At 40.9% G+C, this 24678-nt stretch carries 24 protein-coding genes; 19 read left to right on the forward strand and 5 right to left on the reverse strand.

Translation table 11 applies throughout. From position 1 onward, the window contains the following. Positions 1-33 precede the first annotated feature (33 nt). The 15 genes from G628_RS0107045 (at position 34) to G628_RS0107115 (ending at position 13579) form a co-directional block, all read left to right on the forward strand. The gene (locus G628_RS0107045; RefSeq protein WP_026654639.1) at positions 34-1581 is read left to right on the forward strand and encodes an HD domain-containing protein; all 1548 of its coding nucleotides are present in this window, start codon (positions 34-36) and stop codon (positions 1579-1581) included. Between the two features lie 19 nt (positions 1582-1600). Next, the gene (locus tag G628_RS0107050) at positions 1601-3760 is read left to right on the forward strand and encodes an RNA degradosome polyphosphate kinase (RefSeq protein WP_051199072.1); all 2160 of its coding nucleotides are present in this window, start codon (positions 1601-1603) and stop codon (positions 3758-3760) included. A gap of 61 nt (positions 3761-3821) precedes the next feature. Further along, positions 3822-4397 (forward strand): Maf family protein, encoded by a 576-nt coding sequence (locus tag G628_RS0107055; RefSeq protein WP_026654641.1) that lies wholly within the window; start codon positions 3822-3824, stop codon positions 4395-4397. A gap of 14 nt (positions 4398-4411) precedes the next feature. Then, positions 4412-4666, forward strand: a complete 255-nt coding sequence (locus tag G628_RS0107060; RefSeq protein WP_026654642.1) for a hypothetical protein — start codon at positions 4412-4414, stop codon at positions 4664-4666. A 17-nt stretch (positions 4667-4683) separates the two neighbouring features. Beyond that, a complete protein-coding gene (locus tag G628_RS0107065; protein WP_026666890.1) occupies positions 4684-5511 on the forward strand; it encodes a Cof-type HAD-IIB family hydrolase in 828 nt (275 codons plus the stop codon). 154 nt (positions 5512-5665) lie between these two features. Further along, a complete protein-coding gene (locus tag G628_RS0107070; RefSeq protein ID WP_027208821.1) occupies positions 5666-5974 on the forward strand; it encodes a hypothetical protein in 309 nt (102 codons plus the stop codon). After that, entirely contained in the window at positions 5974-6252 is a 279-nt protein-coding gene (locus G628_RS0107075; protein ID WP_027208822.1) for a hypothetical protein, read from the forward strand. The genes G628_RS0107070 and G628_RS0107075 overlap by 1 nt, the downstream gene beginning before the upstream one ends. Continuing rightward, positions 6185-6724, forward strand: coding sequence for a hypothetical protein (locus G628_RS0107080; RefSeq protein WP_196803728.1), 540 nt, complete (start codon positions 6185-6187; stop codon positions 6722-6724). Before G628_RS0107075 ends, G628_RS0107080 begins: the two co-directional genes overlap by 68 nt. A gap of 11 nt (positions 6725-6735) precedes the next feature. Continuing rightward, complete coding sequence (locus tag G628_RS0107085) at positions 6736-7446, forward strand: hypothetical protein (RefSeq protein WP_026666886.1); 711 nt, start codon at positions 6736-6738, stop codon at positions 7444-7446. A gap of 287 nt (positions 7447-7733) precedes the next feature. Beyond that, positions 7734-8585: a PHP domain-containing protein gene (locus G628_RS0107090; protein ID WP_027208824.1), complete on the forward strand. Its 852-nt coding sequence runs from the start codon at positions 7734-7736 to the stop codon at positions 8583-8585. Between the two features lie 60 nt (positions 8586-8645). Further along, entirely contained in the window at positions 8646-10025 is a 1380-nt protein-coding gene (locus G628_RS0107095; RefSeq protein WP_026654649.1) for a TrpB-like pyridoxal phosphate-dependent enzyme, read from the forward strand. Between the two features lie 104 nt (positions 10026-10129). Further along, on the forward strand, positions 10130-11293 hold the full coding sequence (locus G628_RS0107100; protein ID WP_027208825.1) for a glycosyl hydrolase family 8: 1164 nt from the start codon (positions 10130-10132) through the stop codon (positions 11291-11293). 347 nt (positions 11294-11640) lie between these two features. Beyond that, a complete protein-coding gene (locus G628_RS0107105) occupies positions 11641-12237 on the forward strand; it encodes a hypothetical protein (protein ID WP_027208826.1) in 597 nt (198 codons plus the stop codon). Next, positions 12230-12532, forward strand: coding sequence for a Dabb family protein (locus G628_RS0107110; protein ID WP_026654653.1), 303 nt, complete (start codon positions 12230-12232; stop codon positions 12530-12532). The genes G628_RS0107105 and G628_RS0107110 overlap by 8 nt, the downstream gene beginning before the upstream one ends. 465 nt (positions 12533-12997) lie before the next feature. Next, positions 12998-13579 (forward strand): hypothetical protein, encoded by a 582-nt coding sequence (locus tag G628_RS0107115; protein WP_026666881.1) that lies wholly within the window; start codon positions 12998-13000, stop codon positions 13577-13579. Positions 13580-13628: 49 nt separating this feature from the next. Here the strand turns inward: G628_RS0107115 and G628_RS0107120 are convergent, their stop codons facing one another. Next, complete coding sequence (locus tag G628_RS0107120; RefSeq protein ID WP_026654655.1) at positions 13629-14048, reverse strand: HIT family protein; 420 nt, start codon at positions 14046-14048, stop codon at positions 13629-13631. Between the two features lie 52 nt (positions 14049-14100). Continuing rightward, positions 14101-14700 carry a bifunctional phosphoserine phosphatase/homoserine phosphotransferase ThrH gene (thrH, locus tag G628_RS0107125; protein ID WP_027208827.1) on the reverse strand — a complete coding sequence of 200 codons (600 nt, stop codon included), beginning with the start codon at positions 14698-14700 and terminating at the stop codon, positions 14101-14103. A gap of 123 nt (positions 14701-14823) precedes the next feature. Between thrH and G628_RS0107130 the strand changes: the two genes are divergently transcribed. Both G628_RS0107130 and G628_RS0107135 read left to right on the forward strand, forming a co-directional pair. After that, positions 14824-16458 (forward strand): Mbeg1-like protein, encoded by a 1635-nt coding sequence (locus G628_RS0107130; RefSeq protein ID WP_027208828.1) that lies wholly within the window; start codon positions 14824-14826, stop codon positions 16456-16458. A gap of 279 nt (positions 16459-16737) precedes the next feature. Further along, on the forward strand, positions 16738-18432 hold the full coding sequence (locus G628_RS0107135; RefSeq protein ID WP_027208829.1) for a zinc ribbon domain-containing protein: 1695 nt from the start codon (positions 16738-16740) through the stop codon (positions 18430-18432). A gap of 60 nt (positions 18433-18492) precedes the next feature. On the opposite strand, the gene G628_RS0107140 is transcribed toward G628_RS0107135, so the two are convergent. From G628_RS0107140 to G628_RS0107150, 3 genes are all read right to left on the reverse strand, one after another. After that, entirely contained in the window at positions 18493-19368 is an 876-nt protein-coding gene (locus G628_RS0107140) for a phosphoribosylaminoimidazolesuccinocarboxamide synthase (RefSeq protein WP_027208830.1), read from the reverse strand. Positions 19369-19399: 31 nt separating this feature from the next. Continuing rightward, complete coding sequence (locus G628_RS0107145) at positions 19400-21040, reverse strand: ABC-F family ATP-binding cassette domain-containing protein (protein ID WP_027208831.1); 1641 nt, start codon at positions 21038-21040, stop codon at positions 19400-19402. 164 nt (positions 21041-21204) lie between these two features. Further along, positions 21205-22065 carry an AraC family transcriptional regulator gene (locus G628_RS0107150; RefSeq protein WP_026666878.1) on the reverse strand — a complete coding sequence of 287 codons (861 nt, stop codon included), beginning with the start codon at positions 22063-22065 and terminating at the stop codon, positions 21205-21207. 67 nt (positions 22066-22132) lie between these two features. Between G628_RS0107150 and G628_RS16705 the strand changes: the two genes are divergently transcribed. Beyond that, entirely contained in the window at positions 22133-23167 is a 1035-nt protein-coding gene (locus G628_RS16705) for an iron-containing alcohol dehydrogenase (RefSeq protein WP_051199073.1), read from the forward strand. 124 nt (positions 23168-23291) lie between these two features. Further along, positions 23292-24620: an MFS transporter gene (locus tag G628_RS0107160; RefSeq protein ID WP_027208832.1), complete on the forward strand. Its 1329-nt coding sequence runs from the start codon at positions 23292-23294 to the stop codon at positions 24618-24620. Positions 24621-24678: the final 58 nt, after the last annotated feature.

The raw sequence follows: 24678 nt of genomic DNA on the forward strand, positions 1-24678 counted from the left end.
TTATACTAAATTAAACTATGAGGGGTTTAACTTATGACGGGTGAAGTATTTGCTGCAATTGATGTCGGTTCATATGAAATATCGCTGAAGATCTTTGAGCTTTCCATGAAAAAGGGCGTAAGGGAGCTTGATCACGTGCGCCACCGCATGGATATCGGAAGTGAGACTTATGCAACGGGAAGGATATCGAGTTATCACGTAGATGAGATGATCCGAATCCTCTCCGAGTATAAGAAGATAATGAAGGAGTACGGAGTAACTCATTATCAGGCTTACGGAACGAGTGCAATCAGAGAGACCAAGGATATAGCGATAGTCCGCGATCTTATAGAGAACAGGACCGGCATACACATTGATGTTCTCAGTAATTCTGAACAGCGTTTTATTGACTATAAGTCTATCGCTCTTAAATACGATCAATTTGAAGAGATAATCTCAAAACCTACCGCGATTGCGGATATCGGAGGCGGAAGTATACAGATATCTCTTTTTGAAAAAGATACACTTGTTGTTACGCAGAATCTAATGACAGGTGTTCTTCGTCTTCATACCACCATGGAACAGGTACATGCATCGAGACTTAAGTACGCGGAGCTTGTAACGGAGCTTATCAATTCAAGGCTTTCGGTCTTTAGTAAGATGCATCTTAAGGACAAAAAAGTCGAGAATCTTATCATCATTGATGACTACGTTTCTCCCGTACTTCAGAAGATGGGGCTTGGCACTGAGAGAGAGGGCTATGCTTCAGCGGAAGAGTTTCGTAAGCTCTTTAAAAAGGCTTATAAAAAGAGTGACCTTGAAGTTGCCAAAAAGCTTAATATTCCGGAGGAAAATGTGCCTCTTTTCCATGTGGCGGGAGTTCTTGTTAAGTGTATTCTTGACGTCACAAAGGCGGAAAACCTATGGGCGCCCGGAATTACTCTGTGCGACGGAATAGCTTACGAATATGCGGAAAATAAGAATTATATAAAATCGCCTCATGACTTTGAGCAGGATATCATCGCATGCGCCCAGAATATTTCAAAGAGATACATGGGTAGCAGATCAAGAAGAGAGACGCTACAGAAGATTGCGCTGACTATCTTTGACAGTACCAAGGAACTTCATGGTCTTGGTGAGAGGGAGAAGCTTCTTTTGCAGATTGCGACAATTCTTCATGACTGCGGCAAGTATATAAGTCTTGTTTATCTGGGAGATTGTTCGTACAACATAATAATGTCGACTGAGATTATCGGTCTTTCCCATGTAGAGAGAGCCATTGTTGCCAATGTAGTCAGATTTAATCACGAGAGTTTTGAATATTACAATAATAAGAGCAAGTTCTTTGACGGACTTTCGAGAGAGGACTACTTAAGGATTGCCAAGCTCACAGCGATAATAAGAGTAGCCAACGGCCTTGACAGGACGCATAAGCAGAAGTTTAAGGACGTAACCGTCGAGCTCAAGGAGAGGGAACTTGTAATAAACGTTGATACGGCGGCTGATATAACGCTTGAAAAAGGTCTTTTTACAAACAGAGCGGAATTTTTTGAAGAAGTTTTCGGAGTAAAGCCTGTAATAAGGCAGAAGAAGATGCTGTGAAAGATATGAGAGGGATGCTATGACTAAGGACAAAACTGTGGGTAAAACGAGCGTCAATGTTGAGAGCTCCAAATATTATACAAACAGAGAACTTAGCTGGATTCAGTTTAACGAAAGGGTTCTTTGCGAAGCCGAGGATGAGTCGAATCCGCTTCTTGAGAGAGTTAAGTTTCTGAGTATCTCTGCGAGCAATCTGGATGAGTTTTTTATGGTCCGCGTTGCGTCTTTGAAGGACATGATAAACGCGGAGTACAAAAAGCCGGATATCGCCGGAATGACTGCAACAAAGCAGCTTCATGAGGTGCTCAAAAAGCTACATGATTTTACTGAGAATCAGTATGCGGTTTATAATGATTGTCTTTTGCCCCTTCTTGAAGAGAACGGGTTTAATATCTGCGATATCAGTGAGCTTGGGGGAAAAGAGCTTGCTTATGCGGAGAGGTATTTTGATGAGGTTGTATTTCCGGTTCTTACGCCGATGGCGGTAGATTCATCGAGGCCGTTCCCGCTTATAAGGAACAAGACTCTTAATATCGGAGCGCTCCTTAAAAAGAAAGAGGGTAAGGACGACGTTGATTTTGCTACCGTTCAGGTGCCTGACGTTCTTCCGAGGCTTTTTCACATTCCGGGAAACGAAGAGAATAAATTCGGAAAGTATATCTTCCTTGAAAATCTCATAATGCACAACGTAGATAAGCTCTATCTTAACTACGATGTCATTGCGAGTGCGCCTTACAGGGTTGAACGAAACGCCGATCTTTCAATTGATGAAGATGAGGCAGAAGATCTTCTTAAAGAGATCGAGAAGCAGATAAAAAAGCGCCAGTGGGGACAGGCTATAAGACTTGAGGTTTCTACGGGAATGGATGAGAAACTCTTAAAGCTTATCGCTGAAGAACTTGACGTTGATGACAATGAGATATTTAAGGTGAACGGACCGCTAGATCTAACTTTTTTGATGAAGCTCTATAAGGTGGAAGGGTTCGATCATCTGAAGGAACACGGATACAGACCGCCCAGCGCTGTGCCTGAATTCATCGGGGAAAAAGATATTTTCAGTGCGATAAGTAAGGGCGATATACTGATGCATCATCCTTATCAGACATTTGAGAATGTCGTTAAGTTTGTCGAAGAGGCAGCAGTCGATCCCGGAGTTCTTGCCATTAAGCAGACTCTTTACAGAGTAAGCGGTAACTCGCCTATTATCGCGGCGCTTGCAAAGGCAGCAGATAACGGCAAGCAGGTTACCGTGCTTGTAGAGCTCAAGGCAAGGTTTGATGAAGAGAATAACATCGTATGGGCAAAGATGCTTGAGAAAGCGGGATGCCACGTAATATACGGTCTTGTCGGCCTTAAGACGCACTGTAAGATAACGCTTGTAGTCAGAAAGGAAGAGGACGGTATAAAGAGATACGTCCATCTTGCGACCGGAAACTATAACGATTCGACGGCAAAACAATATACAGATATAGGTCTTTTCACCTGTGCACCTGCATTTGGTGAGGATGCGACCGCTGTGTTTAATATGCTCTCGGGATATTCGGAGCCGCTTGGATGGAACAAGCTCTCTCTTGCACCTTTGTGGCTTAAGGACAGGATCATAGATCTTATCAGAAGGGAAAAAGAGCATGCTCTTAAGAATGAACCTGCAAGGATTGTTGCTAAGATGAACGCGATATGCCACAAGGATGTCATCGCGGAGCTTTATCTTGCGAGCTGTGCGGGAGTTAAGATAGACCTTATAGTAAGGGGCATATGCTGCCTTAAGACGGGAATAAAGGGCGTTTCGGAGAATATTACAGTCAGGTCCATAGTTGGTAATTTCCTTGAGCACAGCAGGATATTCTGTTTTGAGAACGGAGGCAGCAGGGAAATCTACGCAAGCAGCGCGGACTGGATGCCGAGAAACCTTGAGAGGCGTGTGGAGATTCTTTTCCCTATTGAGAATGAAGAACTCAAGAAAAAAGCATGGCACATACTTGAACTTGAACTTCGTGACACCGAGAAGGCACACATAATGAATGACAAGGGAGAGTACGAAAAACCTGCTATTTCTGAGGATGTACCGAGAATAAACTCACAGAAGATCCTGTGTGATGAGGCGTATGGAGAAGCGAAAACCCTCAACAACAGGAATACGAGAATCTTTATTCCCGAGACAAATCCTAATATGAAATGATATAAAACTTAATAAAAAGTGAAAAATGTACTATTGTAAAGGAGCAGCACGAGGTAATAAGATGAGATATATACTGGCATCGGGGTCACCCAGACGCAAAGAGCTTTTGAGAAAGGTGATCGAAGACTACGAGATTCTTATACCGGAAGGTGAGGAGATCGCCGACTCAAAGGAGCCCGATAAAATCGTCATGGAGCTTTCGTTCCGAAAAGCTTCAGAGATTTTTCATAAAATTTTTACGGAAGACGTGGTTGTAATAGGCGCTGACACAGTCGTATCATATAATCAGAAAGTGCTCGGTAAACCTGCCGATAAAGATGATGCGAAGAGGATGATCGGGGAGCTTTCGGGCAACACACATCAGGTATACACAGGGGTGACTTTATTTTTCAGAAAAGACGGAAAAGAAGATCACGTATCATTCTGCGAAGAAACTAATGTGGATGTCGTGAAAATGACTGATGAAGAGATTAACGCTTATGTTAAAACTAACGAACCTGACGACAAAGCGGGAGCCTATGGGGTTCAAGGCTTGTTTGCACGTTATATCAGCGGTATTAAGGGTGATTATTACAATGTCGTAGGTTTGCCTGTGGCAAGACTCTACACAGAGATGAAAAGGAAAGATTTGTTGTAATTGGAGGTTTTTTTATGCATGAGTATGATGAAGCAGTATTGAGATGTTTTTTGGAGAATCAGGGACAGCTTTTTCCTGAGGACGTAGCAGAGAACATGGAAGAAGCGGAAGCTTTTTTGGAGGATTCGATGGCAGTTGTTGTCGACAGTCCTGATGAAGTCGAAGAGTATTTTGAGGAGTCGGGCGTTGACACTGAAGGTAGTAATGTACTTGAAGCTAATGAAGTTTTTGATATAGGTGACGGAAGATATTTGATCGTTGAAGCATAAGGAGTAAGGAGTATTAAGTGAAGAGATCTGACAGAAAGATTTTTTTCTTTGACCTAGACGGCACTCTTCTTACAACTAAAAAAGATATTTCACCAAGGACGATGGATGCCCTGAAGAAGTTCACGGATGCCGGTAATTATTTTTGTATAAACACCGGCAGGGCGATAGATAGCGCAAAAGCTGTCTATCGCGGACTGGGACTTAACTTTCAGGGTTCTTTTTTGTGTGGTTGTAACGGAACTGAGATATACAGTGTCGATGAGGAAAAATACGTTTATAAGACGGGTGTTCCGCTTGATCTGGTGCCCGTTATCATGGATATGGCAAAAAAGTTTGATATTCACTGCCATACCTACAATGATACGCATATAGTGACTTCCATGAATGACGAGTGTATGGACTATTACAGGAGGGTTATCAAAACGCCGCTTCTTATCACGGATGATGTGGTAAAAGAACTGCCATCTCCTCCGCCTAAGATGATAGCGATTGAGCTTCACGATAAGGTGAAGCAGGAGAATTTCCGTAAGGCACTCGATGAGGTTGTGGGCGATAAACTCACTCTTTTGTACTCAAGTCCGTATTATCTTGAGATATTCCCTAAGGAAGCGGGCAAGGGAAATGCTGTAAAGAGGCTTGCGGATATACTTGGCGTTCCTATCGAGAATACCTATGCTGCGGGAGATGAAGAAAATGATATTTCGATGCTCGAGGCAGCAGGTGTCGGCGTAGCCATGCTGAATGGAAAGGATGCGGTCAAAAAAGTCAGCGATGTTGTTACGACTTACGATAACGACCACGATGGACTTGCTGATATTATACTTGGTGCGATAATACAAACGTAATAATTTGATATTAGAAAAAATGGGACCTATTAGCATATGGAGAGTAGCTAAATAGATCCCATTTTTTGTCGTTGATTTAGGTTATTTTGCGTGATAAAATGCTAACACTTTATTAAAAATATTTTAAAATTAGAAATATATATGAGGTGTAAAAATGGCAGAAAGAGAAGTTTTTATAGACACAAATGTGTTCACGGGGATAGTTACGGATATTCAGAATGCAGCGGCAAGCTGTGAACTATCAGATTCTCCTCTTGGTAATCTTAAAGTCATGGAGGGGACTGAAGCGGGCAGAAAAATGAATAAGATCCTTATGAAGGTCTATGAAACACAGGGTTCATATAAGCATGAAACCGCAGATTCGCTTCCAAGAGCCCTTCTTACATTAAGAGACAGCATGATCGAACAGGATAAGATCCTCAGCGATAGTCTTACTGTCGAAAAGATCGGAGGTAAGAAGTAATGGGGATTCATTCAGATATATCAAGATTACATCAGAAAATAAGAGAATGCGAGGAAGGCATTGCTGAGCTTGAAGAAGCACGAGAGTACATTGATAATAAATACCGGATAATTCAAGAGGATGCATATGAACCTGCGAAAAACTTTGATATAACCTGCGGTGAGCAGTTTAGAGGAAAAATGAAGATTATAAAAAATAGCTTATGGCTTTTTGAATGCAGAAGATCAACCTGTATCTCGTCGTGGTACACATTCAGAAGTAAGAAAGCAAGCTATTAAAGGCCCAATTAGCGGAGCACTGCCTAATCAGATGTCTACTTATATTACTTCCATGTGCGAAGATAAAGGGGTTACAGTTTCTTCAAACTGGGATTATATTAAAGACTATGAGGCTGACTATCAAAACATGAAAAAGCAACTAAATGAGGGAGTTCCTGTTATCTGGGCAGTTAATGATTTCGGAGGAGAGAGTATTCCGTTTCACGAATATGATTCTAAAAATGGAGTATATGTGCATGATCCTCATAATGCAGTTGAAAAAGAGCGAAAAGGTGGTGGGGCATCAAGCCATTATGTTGTTGCGACAGGTTTATATGAAGAGTTTGATGATAATGGCGATAAGAGAAGAATGGTGGAAATTTCATCTTGGGGAAATAAATATTATGTTGATTATGATCAATATATTTATGTGGTTTCCCAAAATCCTTTAAATCAACCATTTTCCAGTGTTATGAATACCAAAATCAAGTAGAGGGATTGTTAATGAATAAAAAAAATTATTATTTCACGTCTATATTTCTTGCTATACTTATGTCGTTGACAGCATGCGGCCCAAGATTTTATAAAAATAGGTTTAATATAGGCTCATCATACAAAAAATGGGTTAAAGAAATAGGGCTTTTTTCGCATGAGAATATAAATGTATGGAGATATGTAGAGGATAAAGGAAAAATAGAATTAGAAATTAACTATGATAATGGTCTGGAAGGGTATAAGGAATTAAGCGAAATAATTAATGCTCATAATAAATTTGTTGAGGAGAATCCGGATTATTTTCCTGATGATATAGCAATAGATATTATAAACATAGATGGAAGCGAATGGATAAATTCTTTTTTTGGTAATTTTACGAAAGACGATATTTATCCGGCGGAATTAGGAATAAATTGTAATTCAAAAATGCAATTCGTATCAATAAATATTGGCGAATGTTTGGGCGAAGAATTAGAGCCTACTGATGATATACATTTTTGTGTTCCGGTTGTTATTTTAGGATGTGATTATGTTCCAAGTAATGAGGAGTATGCTTTTTTGACAGAGTTCGATAAAGCTGAGCAGATTATTTTTAGTTATGAAGATGACAATTATGATAAAGATGAAGTAGGTAAAGCTATTAAGGCGTATCTGCCGAATGTAGAGATATATGAGTCGGTATATGACGGCGAGCATAGTCATTTGCAAAAGATTCAGTGATTTTACTACAGAAATAGAACATTGGCATAGAAGATGGGGAAAAGAAATTTTTGTATTATACCAATATTAATTGTATTACTTGCTACATTATCTGCATGTGGTCCAAGAGTCTATATAAGATTTCCTGATTAGTACTCATATATTTCGGAGCATATTAAAGAAAGAGGATATCGTATTTTTCATGAGATTGTTGGAAGTGCCTATTTTACGGGAAGTAAGTCGGTCAGAAATGTCGAACTTTCTGTATATTTAGATGATGAACCTACAATAGATAACAGGAGAGATAAATGAGAGCGATTGATTTACATACACATTCAACATATTCAGACGGTACTTTTTCTGTAGAAGAGCTTATAGACAGAGCGCATGAGAAAGGACTTGCGGCAATTGCACTGACCGATCACGACACGGTGGATGGCATAGATGAAGCTGTGAAATATGCCGCAGAGAAATATCCTGATCTTGAAGTGATTCCGGGCGTTGAGCTCTCTACGGAAGGTGAAGGACGAGAAGTTCACATTGTGGGATTGTATATCGACAATCATGATAAAGAGTTTGTAAGCGGACTGAAAGATTTTATAGATTCAAGAACTGTCAGAAATAAGAAGATGTGTAAGAAGCTTACTGAAGAGGCTGGGATTCCCATTTCGTATGAGGAGCTTACCAAAGAGTTTCCGGATACCGTGATAACAAGGGCACATTACGCCAAGTTCATGGTGGACAGGGGATACGTAAACAGCAGAGCGGAGGTCTTTGACAGATATATAGGAGACCATTGCCCGTACTATGTCGGAAGAGAGAAGATAACTCCCGAAGATGCCATAAGGAGCATACTTAAGGCTAAGGGAGTTCCTGTTTTTGCCCATCCTATCTTGTGCAGATTCGGCGACGACAGACTGGATGCGTTTGTGGGAAAACTTAAAGAGGCGGGACTTGTCGGCATAGAAGCTATTTATTCCACATATGAATTAAGAGATGAGAGACAGATAAAAGAGCTTGCGAAGAAATACGATCTTTTGGTAAGCGGAGGATCTGATTTTCATGGCGCAAATAAACCTGATATCGATCTTGGAACAGGCTGCGGAAAGCTGTTTGTTCCTGAGGATCTGCTTATACCTATAAAGGCTGCAAGAGGTTGACATTGCGGCCTTTTTTGTGCTTTAATGGACTAAATTGCGAAAGTTAAGGGGGCTTTTTTTATGAGCGAAAATACAAAGATACCTTATAAAATTTATCTTAGCGAGGACGAGATTCCCAAACAGTGGTATAACGTCAGAGCGGATATGAAGAATAAACCGGCGCCGCTTCTTAATCCGGCGACAATGAAGCCGATGAGCTTTGACGATCTTCGTCCTGTTTTTTGCGATGAACTTATTAAGCAGGAACTTGATGACACAACTGCTTATATAGATATTCCGGATGAAATCCGAAACTTTTACAAGATGTACAGGCCCGCTCCTTTGGTAAGAGCATATTGTCTTGAGAAGGCGCTCGGAACTCCGGCTAAGATCTACTACAAATTTGAAGGCAATAATACGAGCGGAAGTCACAAGCTTAATTCTGCTATTGTTCAGGCATATTATGCCAAGAAGCAAGGACTTAAGGGCGTTACAACCGAGACCGGTGCAGGTCAGTGGGGAACGGCTCTTTCAATGGCATCTGCATATCTTGGAATTGATTGTAAAGTATATATGGTTAAGGTTTCATATGAGCAGAAGCCTTTCAGACGCGAAGTTATGCGTACATACGGAGCAAGCGTAACACCTTCTCCTTCAATGGATACTGAGATCGGAAGAAAGATAAATGCGGAGCACCCCGGAACAACAGGTTCACTTGGATGTGCTATTTCCGAGGCTGTAGAAGTTGCAACCAAGACAGAAGGATACAGATATGTTCTTGGAAGCGTACTTAATCAGGTCCTTCTTCATCAGACTGTAATCGGTCTTGAGGCAAAGGCTGCACTTGATAAGTATGGAATAACTCCCGATATCATCATTGGATGCGCAGGCGGCGGTTCAAACCTCGGCGGACTTATTTCTCCTTTCATGGGCGAGAAACTCCGCGGTGAAAAAGATTATCAGATCATTGCTATCGAGCCTGCAAGCTGTCCGAGCCTTACAAGAGGTAAATTTGCATATGACTTCTGCGATACGGGAATGGTATGTCCTCTTGCAAAGATGTACACACTTGGAAGTAACTTCATTCCTTCTGCAAACCATGCGGGTGGACTTAGATATCACGGCATGAGCCCTATTTTGTCACAGCTCTATCACGATGGTTATATGGAAGCAAGATCCGTTGAGCAGACAGCTGTATTCGAGGCAGCAGAGCAGTTTGCAAGAGTTGAGGGAATTCTTCCCGCTCCCGAGAGCAGCCACGCTATCAGAGCGGCTATTGATGAAGCTCTTAAGTGCAAGGAGACCGGTGAGGAAAAGACAATTCTCTTTGGCCTTACAGGAACAGGTTACTTTGATATGGTTGCATATCAGAAGTTCAACGACGGTGAGATGTCAGATTACATCCCTACAGACGAAGAACTTGAGAAGAGCTTTGCAACACTTCCAAAGGTAAATATTTAAAAAAGTAAATGCTTAAAATTGAGGCAAAAGTGATTTAGGATGATAAGTCACTTTTGCCTTTTTTGTTTATAATAAGAACTATTATTACTATAAGGAGGGTTCTTATGGCGGCGTATAATGACAAAAAATACAGAAATGTTTTTAGTGAGATCGGAAAAAGCAATGCTGAGATCGAAAAGAAGATCAAGGATGCGGTAGATACCTTTTTCTACGGATCGGAAGAAGAGAGAATCTTTCATCCTGTAGGGGATGATATGGGATATCTCGAGGATACGGGCAATCACGACGCAAGGACTGAAGGTATGTCCTATGGCATGATGATGTGCGTTCAGCTTGATATGAAGGAAGAATTCGACCGCATTTGGAAGTGGTCAAAGACCTATATGTGGATGAATGAAGGCGAGAACGAGGGCTATTTTGCATGGAGCTGTAACGTTGACGGTTCCAAAAATTCAAACGGTCCTGCGCCTGACGGAGAAGAGTTCTATGCGATGGCTCTTTTCTTTGCTTCTCACAGATGGGGCGACGGAGAAGGAATCTTTAATTATTCAGCAGAGGCAAAAGAGATTCTCAGGGCCTGCGTTCACAAGGGTGAGAACGGCAGAGTCGGTGCGCCTATGTGGAACAGGGACAATCATCTCGTTTTGTTTGTTCCGGGACACCCTTTCTCAGATCCTTCTTATCATCTGCCTCATTTTTATGAGCTTTTCGCAGAGTGGGCTTATGAAGAAGATAAGGAGTTCTGGCAGACTGCAGCCAAGGAGAGTAGAAAGTATCTTGTAAAGACCTGCCATCCTGTTACAGGACTTAATCCCGAGTATGGAAATTTCGACGGATCTCCTGTAAACGATCCCATGCCTTGGGACGGAAGTATTCACGGAAGATTCTTTAGCGATGCGTACAGAACAGCTGCAAATATTGGACTTGATGCGGAGTGGTTTGGCAAAGATGAAGGTCAGATCTCTGTTCCTCTTAAGATGATGAAGTTCTTCGGAACAGATATTGAGGCAATGAGATGCGTATATGAAATTGACGGAACAAGCCTTGAGCTTCCTGTTCTTCATCCTGTAGGACTTCTTGCAACAATGGCCCAGAGCGCACTTTCTGTTCCTTACAGCAAGGAAAGCGGAAGCGATTTTGAAATCGCATCAAAGTGGGTTGAATGGTTCTGGAACCAGCCGCTCAGACAGGGAAAGAGAAGATACTATGATAACTGTCTGTATCTCTTTGCACTTCTTGCTCTTTCGGGAAATTACAGAATCTGGTAATTGAATCGGAATTAAAACTTTAAATAAATGAGTGCTGCAATCTTTAAGTAATTGTTTTTGCTTACCGATTGCGGCATTTTTTATATCATAGCAATCACTCAATCTGAGAATGAAAAAAACTAGGAATTTACACAAAAAACACTTGATTAATTGGAGAGGAAATTGCTCGCAAGCAACTTTTTGTTTCCAATATGGGATATTATTTGATTTGAAGCAACAGTTGGCTATCTGATTTGTGCTATTATATAAGGAGTGTTGTTAAGTCCGATGGAATGTGGCTTTGAGTTCATATGTGTGCTGCTGATGCAGGTGTGCTGTGGGGTGAACATTATATATATGGAGGTAGTATGGAAAAAAAGAAGATTTTAGGCATTGCTTTGATGATAGTTTTTTGCGTATTGATGTGGGGAATATTCTTTATGCTTGGGATTAAAACAATCGGTGCTGTACTTGCTCCGATTGTCATTTGTCTGGTATGCTGGGGAGCAGGAATAGGTTATGAAAAGCTGCTTGAAAAAACAGGTGAAAGTAAGAAGGTTGTTGTAACAATAGCTTTGCTTGCTTTTCTGGGCATTCTTTCAGTATTGTTCCTTTCCGAAGGAAAAGATATAGCCGGAAAGATAGTCAGCTTCTTATTCCCAAGCGTGCTTGGTGGAATGATATTTGCCGGAGGATGTCTTGGAGCCAAGTGCAAGAAGGACTTCAGTGAGAAGCTTGGCATGTTTAAAGGGATTGCAGCAGGCACCGGAGTGCTATTTCTCTTGCTTTATGTATTTGCGGTATTTAACCGGCATGTAATCGGGACACTTAATGATGTACTGCAGATGATAGTCTTTGGAGTAATCTTTTTTGCCGCAAGCTTTTGGGAGAAAACATCCGAATCCAAGAGCGATGATGAGGAAGAGAATGCAGAGGAAATAAAGGAGGATAAAATAAATGGTTAAACATGTGATTTTATGGACACTTAAGGATGAGCTTTCTGCTGAGGAGAAGGTTTCTGTGAAGCAGGGAATTAAGGAAGGACTCGAAGCATTAAAGGGCAAGGTACCCGGAATTGTTGAGATTAAGGTCAACATCAATGGACTTGCATCTTCAAACGCAGACCTTATGCTTGATTCAACATTTGAGAATGAGGATGCGCTTAAGAACTACGCAACTCATCCTGAGCATGTTGCAGTTGCCGATACCAAGGTAAGACCTTACACGAAGATCAGAAGCTGCCTTGATTATGAGGTATGATATAAGTAATAGGGCATATAAAGGTTGATTGCGCTTTTCTTTTTATATGCTTTTGAACTTGATGGCGTTAGGGGTAGCATATAATAGTATGACGAGAAAATTATCTTATATGCTTTTTCGCTCGGTTTAATGAGTGAAATGCATATAAGAATGATTGCCTAATGTTGAATTATATGTTTTTCAATTCTAAACGAGGCGCAAAATGCATATAAATAATTATTGGAAGCATGTTGTTATATGTTTTTTGCGCCGATAAGAGGCTATGTCATTTTGTGCTTTCTTCACTTTGATTAAGAGCTTCTAAGTAGCCGGCTGTTATTATGTCCAAAATTGCAGAGTTAGAACATGTATAGATGTACGAGATAGGATGGTAAATAATGAATAAAAAGTTAACTTTTTGTAGTAAAAATTCCATGCATGTGATATGATACATAGCGTAATATTGTTTTTTAGGAGAAAATTGCTATGAAAAAGAAATTTTTAACATTATGCGCTATCGTATCTATTAGCGCTATGTCTATTGCTTGTGGGGATACAGCTACTGAGGGTGAAACAGCTGTTGCTGAGCTATCAGGTGTAGAAACTGATATTGATTTTGATGATGAGGCAGATGCTGCGGAAGCAGAAGTGTCTGAAGAAGCGGATGATGCTGCATCTACCGATGGTAGTGGCGAAGAAGGAAAGTATTCTGTATTTACAGATGCCAGCGATGCTGAGGTAGAGGCATATGCACAGAAGGTTGTAGATGCAGTTCTTGCAAAAGACTGGGATTCTGTTGGCGATATGATTTCTTATCCTATCGGTTCTAAAGAGGATAACAACCTTTGCAATAATAAGGAAGAGTTTGTGGAATATGCCAAGAATACAGGCTTTGATGACAGCTATTTCAAATCACTTTCAGCATGGAAAGTTTCAGATTTATGGGGCAACTGGCAGGGTGGTTGTATTGATGATGGAAATATCTGGTTTAGTGGTGTAAATGATGAAGGATTCAAGATTCTTACATTGTTTGATTTACGCATGGGTGATGCTACAATAACAGATTAAATTTAAAGGGCTAAGCACAAATAATCAGTGCTTAGCCTTGTTTTTTCTATCAAAGGTTTGCTTTGATCTTAGCGATAATCTCGTCGTACTCAGCATCAGTAAGGAACTTCTCCTGAGGATTCATCGCGAATACGCCGCCCCATTCATAACCATCCTTATACTTGGGTACGAGATGCATGTGAAGGTGGCAGAGAGTATCACTGTAAGCGCCGTAGTTAACCTTATCGGGATTAAATGCAGCGTGGATAGCTTTAGCTGCGCGATTAACATCTGCAAAGAAAGCATTTCTTTCTTCATCAGAAATGTCTACCATTTCATGTACGTGATCCTTGTATGCAACGATGCATCTTCCGAGATGGCTCTGCTCCTTGAAGAGAACCAGCTGGCTTACACCGAGGTCACAGATTTTGATTCCGAATTTTGCGAGGGCTTCTCCGCCTGCGCAATAAGGACAATTGTTGTCTTTCATAGTGCTTATTCCTTTCAAAACGTCATTTCATGCCGCGCGCGACATTCCTCTATTATAATGCTTTTTTGATCGCTTGTAAAAGGTCATTGTACTCTTCAAATGCAGGAAGAGCGGGATAATCAGCCTTGATCTTATCTGTAGAGCGGAAGAGGAAGCCAGCTTTTGATGCCTGGATCATTCCAAGATCGTTGTAGCTGTCGCCGCTTGCGATTGTGTCATAGCCGATTGACTGAAGAGCTTTAACTGTTGTGAGCTTGGAATTTTCAATTCTCATCTTAAAGCCTGTGATCTCACCGCTTTCTGCAACTTCAAGAGAATTGCAGAAGATTGTGGGCCATCCGAGCTTCTCCATGAGAGGAGTTGCAAACTGTGTGAAAGTATCACTGATGATGATCACCTGAGTTGTCTTTCTGAGCTCGTCGAGGAACTCTTTTGCTCCCGGAAGCGGATCAATCTTAGCGATTGTGTCCTGAATCTCTTTGAGTCCAAGACCATGCTCTTTAAGGATTCCGATTCTCCATTTCATAAGCTTATCGTAATCGGGCTCGTCTCTTGTTGTTCTCTTAAGTTCAGGGATTCCGCTTGCCTCGGCAAATGCGATCCAGATTTCGGGAACGAGCACGCCTTCAAGGTCTAAACAAACAATATTCATTATTTTATGCTCCTATTTCGTATTTTTTCTTTGACGATTTTAACACATTAAAGCGATACAGACAATGTTTTGTTGGACAAATCTCACATTAGGATTAATATTAATTATAAGAGGTAAGAGATTATGGCAAATCTTATAAATTATATTAAATGGCGCGGGGATCTTGATTTTGAGCAGTCGCCCTTTAATGAGGTGGACAATCTTGCACTTTCGCTTCTTATATACAATGACTTAAACGGGATTGTTCCCGATTCGGAAAACGGCGGTAAGATTTCGGTCAAAAAAGCCGCCGACATATATTTTAGTACGCATTCTATCGATGGACTTTCGAGAGTCGATTTTGATTGGGTGCTACTTTACATGGCAAAGAGTAAAAGGTTTGGGGAACTGACACTTTCTGATTATCTTGATGTCAACGATATGGACAAAGACATGCTCATAACGGCAATGACAATTCATTTCCCGGATGGAAGCCTGTTTGTCTCATTTCGCGGAACAACAATGGATATCGATGACTGGAGGATGGACTTTAAGATAAGTTTTGAAGAGATCATGGCGCAAAAAGAAGCTGTGAACTATCTTAGATATATTTTGTCCAAGTACGCGGGTGATGTTTACGTTGGAGGACATTCAAAGGGCGGAAATCTGGCTATATATTCCGCGATGAATCTTCCGAATATAGTTCAGCCAAGGATCAAGCATGTTTACAGTAACGACGGCCCCGGAATCTGTCCTGAGCTTCTTAATGAAAAGAAATTTGCAAACGTAAAGTGGAAGCTTACGCATATTGTGCCTACGTACAGTATCGTGGGAATGCTCTTTGAACTTGATGTTCCGCACAAGATAGTTGCAAGTGACGGAGAGAGAATGCTTCAGCACTCGGGAATGACCTGGAAAGTTGCGGGCGATCATTTTGTTACCAAGAAACATCTGACAGAGGAGAGCTCTGCGCTAAACAGGGTCATCGATGACTGGATAGAAAACGCTACAATGGAGCAGAGAGAGGCGTTTACGAGGGATATTTTTGATGCCATGAAAGCAGGTGGCGCGGTCTCTTTGTATGATATTTCAAAGGGCGGATTTCATGATTTTGGAACAATTCTTTTATCTGCGGCTCAGTCGGAGAGTAAGACCAAGATCATTCTTGGAAAGTTCTTCGGATCGCTGTGGCGTGAATTTGAGAAAATAAGGGTTATGGAGGCACTTAAAACCCAGCAGGGACTTGTTGATGCTTTTCTTATCCTTCTCGGTATCGTGTTCCTTGCAATTCCGAAGGCTATCTATAATATGATAGGCGGCGCCGTTGCGCTCACGTGTGCGCTGTTTAGCGCTTCGAGAATAATAAAGGCGGGAATGCGCGATGAAAAGGCGTTTATCAAGCGTGGACGAATGCTTTTTCATATACTTGTCATGAGTTTCATGGTATTTATCGTATCGAACATAGAGCGCATTCCGAAGTGGACGAACGTGTTTATCTCAATTGTTTTTTTTACAATGGCGTCAGCCAGCGTTCAGTACGTTATCAAGCATAAAAAGACAATAAAACGCGCTGGAAGATTCTGGATGATCCTTATTGCTGTAGTCAACATCAATATCGGAATCATCTCACTTGCCACGCCGCAAAGGTTAACTTCCGTCAAGTCTCTTACGGTCGGAAGCTATCTGGTACTTATCGGAATCGTGAGACTGCTCATTCAGATTTTGTCGAAAAGACCTTCATCAAAGGACAATGGATACTCCTACGAAGATGATGACTGAGAGATTTATACTGACGCAAAAGTACCACCACCGGGAGTCTACCGCAGTGATGGTACTTTTATTATTGGTTTAAGGGAGGTTATTTAGCAGGTTTATTTATCTTTGTAAGATATATCGGAGAAAAAAGATTACCCTTTAGAGGTTTATATTTATTTGATAGATTGTTTAGAAATGTAAAAAACATCATGATTTTACGCTTTTTCGTGTAAAATAGAAATCGTGGGTTTAAAGTAGGGATGTCTTAGTTATAAAAGACAATAAAAAACTTGGAGGAGAATTATGAAATGTAACAATTGTGGTAGAGAAATTAGTGATAGCAGCAATTTCTGTGTATACTGCGGGGTACAGGTAGTAAAACCGCAGTATACACAGAATGCTGCGGCTACGGGAAATATATCTTTGGCAAAACCGCAGAATGCACAGAATTCGGCCGCTATGGGGAATATGGCTTCAGCTAAGGTAAATACAAGTGATAAAAAAGGAAAGATCGCTCTTATAGTTTTGGTTGTGGTCATTTTTGCAGTCATATCCGGAATTATCGGAACGGTCGCTTTTAACCTGGTGAAAAAATATGTTATACCCGAGTTGGCAGGAATAACAGATACGAATACAAATACAAATGCGAACACTAATATTAGTGTTACGGGAAATGCGATGGTTGTTGCCGATGGAGCTATATTCAATTCATCCGGAGCGGTAAATGAGCAGTTTAAAGGAGCAGAAGGATATGAATTTTACTCAGATCCTGAGGGCACGGTTGGAGTTATCTTTGTTGAGGGTGAAGTATACTTGATCGATTCCGAGTTAAAGACAACGCTTATTGATGATAGCTGTGTGGACGTATCAATGAACTTTACGGGCAATTATGTTTATGTGGCAACATCAGAGAAATCCAAGCTCGGCAAAGGCTTATGCGTTTACAATACAAAAGATAACAGTTATAACTTGATAGAAGAGTGCGATATAATTGATTCATGCTGTATTACAGCATCTCCGGACGGTAATACGGCGCTTGTTTCAAGAACAGACGGATTATTTATGATGGGGCTTGACGGAAAGAGTGAAAATATATTCGAAGCTGCGAATCAATATTTTAACGTGATTTCTGTATCAAATGACAGGCATGTTGCATATTTTTCGCCTCAAATGGGTGAAGGATTGTTTTGCTGGAAAGACGGCAATGTTATTAAGATTTATGATGATGACTTTAGATCTTTTAGCGGTTATGTTGCGTTAAATGCTGATTGTAAAAAAATATTATTTAAGAAATTGGGTGAAGGATTACGTTATTTTGATTCAGACGAAATGAGCGAGTCAAAAGTGATTCTGTCAGATTCACATATCGATGCGTATTATAAAGGAAGAGGATTTACTTTTTCGGATATTTCAGTTAATTATTTCCCTGAGGCCGAAAACTTTGAAGGAATGTATTTAATTGCTGATAGAAGTAGTTATTGGCTTAATTCCGATATGGAAGCCGTTTGTAAAACGGATGGATATGCAACTTCATATTCAAGCAGAGAATTTAAAGTTTATGATATAGAGGAAAATTCGATAAATGCAATCACATATAAGGACGGGAAGACGCAGACAGAAGAGCTGTACCATGACGATCACGGCGTATATGATGTTGCAGTAAGTGATGATGAAAGTGTTATGTGGATCTTATTATATGATAAGATCATTACTTACAAAGACGGAAAAGTTGTGGGTGAAGCACTTAAGGTTTCGAATGATGGCTTTTCCATAGGAAATATAATGAACGATCCATTGAGTGATAAAGCATATTGTATAAGTGATAGTGGAACTGTATTTGTTCTTGATGAAAACGGAAATCATGATGAGATTGGAAAGGTTGATAATGCATATGGTTTTTGGGACGAGTATTCCGGTGGAAAAAGCCTTATTTCCGTTGAAAGTGAAGAAGATACTTTAGCATATATCATATATGGTAAGATTGTAAAAAAAGATTGATAAATAATAAATGAAAAAACGCCGGTCGCACAATGCGGCCGGCGAAAATTTTTATTTAGATCAAACGTTAAGTTCTGAACCTGTGAGGAGCTTGTAAGCTTCAAGGTATTTAGCGATTGTCTTGTCTATTACGTCCTGAGGAAGGCTGTAATCGCACTCAGGATTAGCCTTTAAGTAGTCACGAACGAACTGCTTGTCGAATGAAGGCTGACCATGTCCCGGCTCATAACCTTCAACGGGCCAGAAACGTGAGCTGTCAGGTGTGAGCATCTCGTCTGCAAGAACAACTTCGCCGTTCTCATCGATACCGAACTCAAACTTTGTGTCTGCTATGATGATTCCGCGAGTGAGAGCGTAGTTTGCACATTTCTTGTAAAGAGCGATTGTGTAATCCTTGATCTTTGTTGCGTACTCAAGGCCCTTTCCGGGGAATGCCTTCTCGAGAACTTCTACGCTGCGGTCGAAGTCGATGTTCTCATCGTGATCACCGATTTCAGCCTTTGTGCTGGGAGTGTAGATGGGTTCAGGGAGCTTGTCGCATTCTTTGAGACCTTCGGGAAGCTTGATTCCGCATACAGTTCCGTTTTCCTTGTAGCTGTTCCAGCCACTTCCTGTGATATATCCACGAACGATGCACTCAACGGGAACCATGTTGAGCTTTTTGCAAAGCATGCTGTTTCCTTTAAATTCCTCGCTTCTGAAAAATTCAGGCATATCGTTTGTATCAACGCTTACCATGTGGTTGTTTACGATGTCCTTGGTATAATCAAACCAGAACTTTGACATCTGGGTCAACACAGCACCCTTCTTAGTAACTTTGTTCTTGAGAATTACGTCGAAAGCGGAGATTCTGTCTGTTGCAACCATGATAAGGTTCTCTCCGATATCGTAAATTTCTCTTACTTTTCCTTCTTTTACGGGACTAAATGTCTGCATGCTTATGCTCCTCCTAATATAAATGCTTTAATCAGTCGTCTTCCTCTTCTTCGGCAACTGTATTATAAACTGTACGTTTTCTGGCCATCTCATCACTTTCAAGATATTCGTCATAAGTAGAACGCTTGTCGACAAGTGATCCGTCGGGGAGAATTTCCATTATTCTGTTTGCTGTTGTCTGAACAACCTGATGGTCACGGCAAGCGAAAAGTTCTACGCCGGGGAATTTGATCATTCCGTCGTTGAGAGCGGAGATTGATTCCATATCAAGGTGGTTTGTAGGCTCGTCGAAGATAAGGCAGTTTGCGCCGCTTATCATCATCTTTGAAAGGAGACAGCGAACTTTTTCTCCTCCTGAAAGAACCTTAACCTTCTTGACACCGTCTTCGCCTGCAAAGAGCATTCTTCCAAGGAATCCTCTTACGTAAGTTGCGTCCTTTATCTCAGAATAGCCTGTAAGCCACTCGGTAATGTTGTAGTCATTATCAAATTCTTTTGTATTATCCTTGGGGAAGTAAGCCTGTGAAGTTGTTACACCCCATTTGTATGTTCCCTCGTCGGGCTCAAGTTCGCCTGTAAGGATCTGGAAGAGAGTAGTCTTTGCGAGCTCGTTTCCGCCTACAAAAGCAATCTTGTCGTCGTGCTGTACGACGAATGAAATGTTGTCGAGAATCTTCTCGCCGTTTATTGTCTTTGAAATTCCTGAAACGGTAAGAACTTCGTTACCGATCTCACGCTCGGGTCTAAAGTCGATGTAAGGATACTTTCTGCTTGAAGGCTTGATAGTATCGAGCTCAATCTTCTCAAGAGCTTTCTTTCTTGATGTAGCCTGCTTTGATTTACTTGCATTAGCAGAGAAACGTGCGATGAACTCTTTAAGTTCCTTGATCTGTTCCTCTTTTTTCTTGTTTGCTTCCTTCATCTGGCGTATCATGAGCTGAGATGACTCGTACCAGAAGTCGTAGTTACCGGCATAGAGCTGAATCTTGCCGTAGTCTATATCAGCAATGTAAGTGCAGACTTTATTGAGGAAGTAACGGTCGTGAGATACGACAATGACCGTATTTTCGAAGTTGATAAGGAATTCCTCAAGCCATGCGATAGCATCGAGATCCAAGTGGTTTGTAGGCTCGTCGAGAAGCAGGATATCGGGGTTGCCGAAAAGAGCTCTTGCAAGAAGAACCTTGACCTTCTGATTACCGTCAAGTTCTTTCATGAGCTTGTAGTGATTTTCAGTTTCGATACCAAGTCCGTTAAGAAGGCTCTCTGCGTCTGATTCAGCTTCCCATCCGTTCATTTCTGCAAACTCAGCTTCGAGTTCACTTGCGCGGATTCCGTCTTCGTCAGTGAAATCTTCTTTTGCATAAATGGCGTCTTTTTCATTCTTGATCTCAAAAAGACGGGCATTTCCCGAAATAACGGTATCAAGAACTACCTTGTCGTCATATTTAAAGTGATCCTGTTCAAGGAAAGACAAACGCTGGCCGTCTGTGATAACGACATCGCCGTTTGTTGTCTCAATCTGACCTGATAAGATCTTCAAAAAGGTAGATTTTCCGGCGCCGTTTGCACCGATGATTCCGTAGCAGTTTCCTTCGGTAAATTTGATATTTACGTCTTCGAAAAGAGCTTTTTTACCAACTCTCAGTGTTACGTTATTAGCACTTATCATTAAAAATAGCCTCGCTTATTAATATAGAAATAGTCTTTGCAACATTTCGTATTATAGGAGAAACTCCTGTAAAATGCAATAAGGACAAAAAATGAGAAGCCCATATATCAAAATATGGGCAGTTAAAAGCAGGGTGATGAATTATATTTTCAAATATAGCCGGATTAAGCAGAAAAGCTTGCGCGATATTCACTTGGCGACATATTCTTTTGCTCCTTAAAAACCCTGTTAAAAGAGGATATACTTTGAAAGCCTGACAGCATGGCAATTTCTGTCAGCGACATGCCGTCATTAGACATAAGCTCCGCAGCTTTTTCGACTCGTATAAGATTCAACCACTTATTATAATTAAGGCCGGTTATTTCTTTAAAAATACGTGAGAAATAATCTTTGCTTATTCCGGCTCTTTTTGCCATTTCTGATTGTGTTAGGTTGTCATCTGTGAGATTATTTTTTATATAGTCCGTTACCTTTACCATTTTGAAAAACAGTTCGTCTGTGACGGAAGTATAATAGTTATCGGTAAGTTCACCGCTGAGTTCCTGCTTGTGATCGTCAAGAAGCATCATAAAATCAAAAAGGAGCTTGGTACACAGAATTTCTTTGTTGTTTTTGTTCGATCTGAAGGTATCGCGCATCTTATGCGCAATCTCACCAAGTTTAAGGGCAAGTTCCCTGTGATTGTTTATGCAGATAACGTGAAGATTGTGATAGTAGTGGATGATACGTTTAAAGTCAAAAACGGCATCTGCTATCGCATTACTAAACTGCAGGATGATTGAGCATGTTCTGTCGGCATCAACAATCTCGTGAATTTCCATAGGCCATATAAGCACGATATCACCTTCAACCAGGTTATATATTTTTTGACCGATCTTATATACATTTTTTTCACCGGGTCCAACGAGGATGATTTCACCAAAAGAGTGCCAGTGTGACGGAAACGTTCTTTCTTCCGAACCGGTAGCCAGATTAAATGCGTGGGTAGTTTGAAAAGGAAAAGTCTCATATTGACTTGGATCCATGTTCGCACCTCCGTTTTTAATAAATTAAGTAATAGAATAATTTTATATGAATCTTATATAGAAAGGAATGGAAAAAAATGGACAATTTTACCTTTTATTCTCCCACATATTTTGTTTTTGGAAAAGTGTAAAGCCAAATCCAAGGAGCGGCCTTGTATATGAAGGAATAAAGCTCTGCAAGGAAGAAAAAATAGATTTTGTTCTCGCTGTAGGAGGCGGAAGTACGATAGATTCTTCAAAAGCAATCGCGGCAGGAACATTGTATGACGGCGATTTCTGGGATTTCTATCAGGGAAAAGAAAGAATTAAAGAGGCTCTTCCTGTAGGAACAATCCTTACGATCGCTGCAGCCGGAAGTGAAGGAAGTCCCGATTCCGTAATAACAAAAGAAGAGGGAATGTTTAAAAGAGGCGTGGGTTCCGATGCGCTCAGACCTAAATTCAGTATTTTGAACCCTGCACTTACACAAACTCTTCCCGCATATCAGACGGCTGCCGGTGTGACAGATATCATGGCACATCTTTATGAGAGATATCTTACCAATACCAAGGATGTTGAAGTTACGGACAGAATGATCGAGGCGCTCCTTCTTACAATGAAGCATGAGGCTCCGAGAGTAATAGAAGATCCCAATAACTATGAGGCAAGAGCAAATATTATGTGGGCAGGAATGATGGCTCACAACAATTCTTGCGGTGTGGGAAGAAGTCAGGACTGGAACAGCCACAATATTGAACATGAGCTCTCTGCGGTTTATGACTGTGCGCACGGTGCGGGACTTGCGGTTACCATGCCTGCGGTATTCAGCTATGTTATGAATCACGACGTTATGAGATTTGCAAAGGTTGCAACAAGAGTATGGGGCTGCCAGATGGACTTCGATCATCCCGAAGTTACTGCAAAAGAGGGAATCGAAGCATTTAGAAACTTCCTTATTTCTATCGGAATGCCAAAGAACTTTGAAGAGCTTGGCGCAAAAGAAGAGGATATCCCTAAGCTCGTTGAGGTACTTTGCAGAGGAGACGGAAGAAACGGAACAATTAGCGGTTTCGTGACTCTAAATGAAGATGATTGCACGAAGATTTACAAGATGATGGTATAAAAAAGCTTATATTTAGGCGTGTTTATGGCAGAAGACTGTTGCATATCGGCAGTCTTCTGCTTTCTTTATGATAATTCTTCATATATAATATAATGTACAAAAAATGGGGATATGGAGATACACTATGAAACTAAACTATAAGAGAACGGTACTTATCGGCTTTGCCTTTCTTTCAATCTGCGCATTCTGGCAGTTTTATGACAATGAGATTCCTAAGATATTGAAATACAGCTTTGGACTTGGCGAAACCGCGACCGGCATTGTAATGGCACTTGATAATGTATTTGCACTTTTTCTTTTACCGCTGTTTGGAAATCTGTCGGATCACACGGACAGTAAGATCGGTAAAAGAATGCCGTATATTCTCGTTGGAACCGCTATGTCGGTTACTCTTTTGTATTTACTTATTGCAGTGGCAAGAAAGAGCGGAAATCTGCTCTTGTTTATGTTTGGACTGCTGTTTATTTTGTTTGCTATGGGAATCTACAGATCACCGGCCGTTTCGCTCATGCCCGATCTTACACCCGCACCCTTTAGAAGTTCGGGAAATGCGATAATAAATCTTATGGGAACAGTCGGCGGTATTTTTGTTCTTATCATGACCAAGGTTTTGTTAAAAGAGGCGGAGGATCCGGCGAAAACGGATTACATGCCTTTTATCATTAGCATTATTATCTGCATGGTTGTGTCCGTAGTAATATTATTTTTTACCATAAATGAAAAGAAAATAAAAAAAGAAGTAGAAGAACAGGGAGGCCTTAAGTCTTTCGGAGAGGCTTTCGATGAGAAAACTTCGGAAGATGGCGAAGGTATTTCCGGGGAAGAAACAAATGGTAAGATGCCTGCTGAGGTGAGAAGAAGTCTCATTTTTCTTCTGATCTCGGTATTTTTCTGGTTTACGGCTTACAATGCGGTGACTACGGCGTTTTCGCGTTTTGTGGGCGTTGTGTGGGATCTTCACAACAATGATTACGCTACATGCCTTCTTGTTGCCACTGTTGCGGCTACACTCAGTTATATTCCCATTGCATATATATCAGGAAAGATAGGCAGAAAAAAGACTATTCTTTGCGGAATTGTTCTTATGGCTGCAAGCTACATTATTACAGGACTTTACCCGCATTTTTCAGCTTCTATAAATATCTTTTTTGCAATTGTGGGAATAGGATGGGCTGCGATCAACGTAAACTCTTATCCGATGGTTGTTGAGATGTGTAAAGCGGGAGAGATAGGTAAGTACACGGGAACATATTATACGTTCTCAATGGCTGCTCAGGTGTTTACACCTGTATTCTCGGGATATCTGCTTGAGCATATATCATATAAGACGTTATTCCCTTATGCATTTATCTTTTCAGTTTTGGCATTTTTAACAATGCTTTTGGTCAAACACGGCGATGCGAGACCCGATATGAAGGGTAATATACTCGAGAATTTCGACGTTGATGATTAAAATTATATGAAATTAATGTCGATTAACGCATTTAATTGTTGCGAATTAAACAATTAGG

This window comes from Butyrivibrio hungatei NK4A153, from assembly GCF_000424465.1.
Classification (GTDB): domain Bacteria; phylum Bacillota; class Clostridia; order Lachnospirales; family Lachnospiraceae; genus Butyrivibrio; species Butyrivibrio hungatei_A.